The following is a 224-nucleotide window of genomic DNA, read 5'->3' as shown; positions in this document are numbered from 1 at the left end:
GGATCTGAAGTTCCTGTTGTTAAAGTACCACTTACATCTGCTGGTAATGTTGTTTCATCAACATCTACTTCTGCATCTCCTACTGGAATGTCTGTTGCTGTCCATGAGCCATCCGTTCCTGTTGTTACTGTTGTTTCATCTCCGTTAACATCAGTAATTACAACTTCTACTCCTTCTATTCCTTCTTCTCCTGGATCTTGTATTCCATCGCCGTTAAGATCTTC

At 41.1% G+C, this 224-nt stretch carries 1 protein-coding gene; it reads right to left on the bottom strand.

Annotated elements, in window-relative coordinates:
* The coding region (locus tag ACVC3Y_RS03035) for an SdrD B-like domain-containing protein (protein ID WP_452226072.1) at nucleotides 1–224 on the bottom strand (224 nt) is incomplete at both ends.

Source organism: Lacinutrix cladophorae, assembly GCF_053604645.1.
This window is presented reverse-complemented; position numbering and strand designations above follow the sequence as displayed.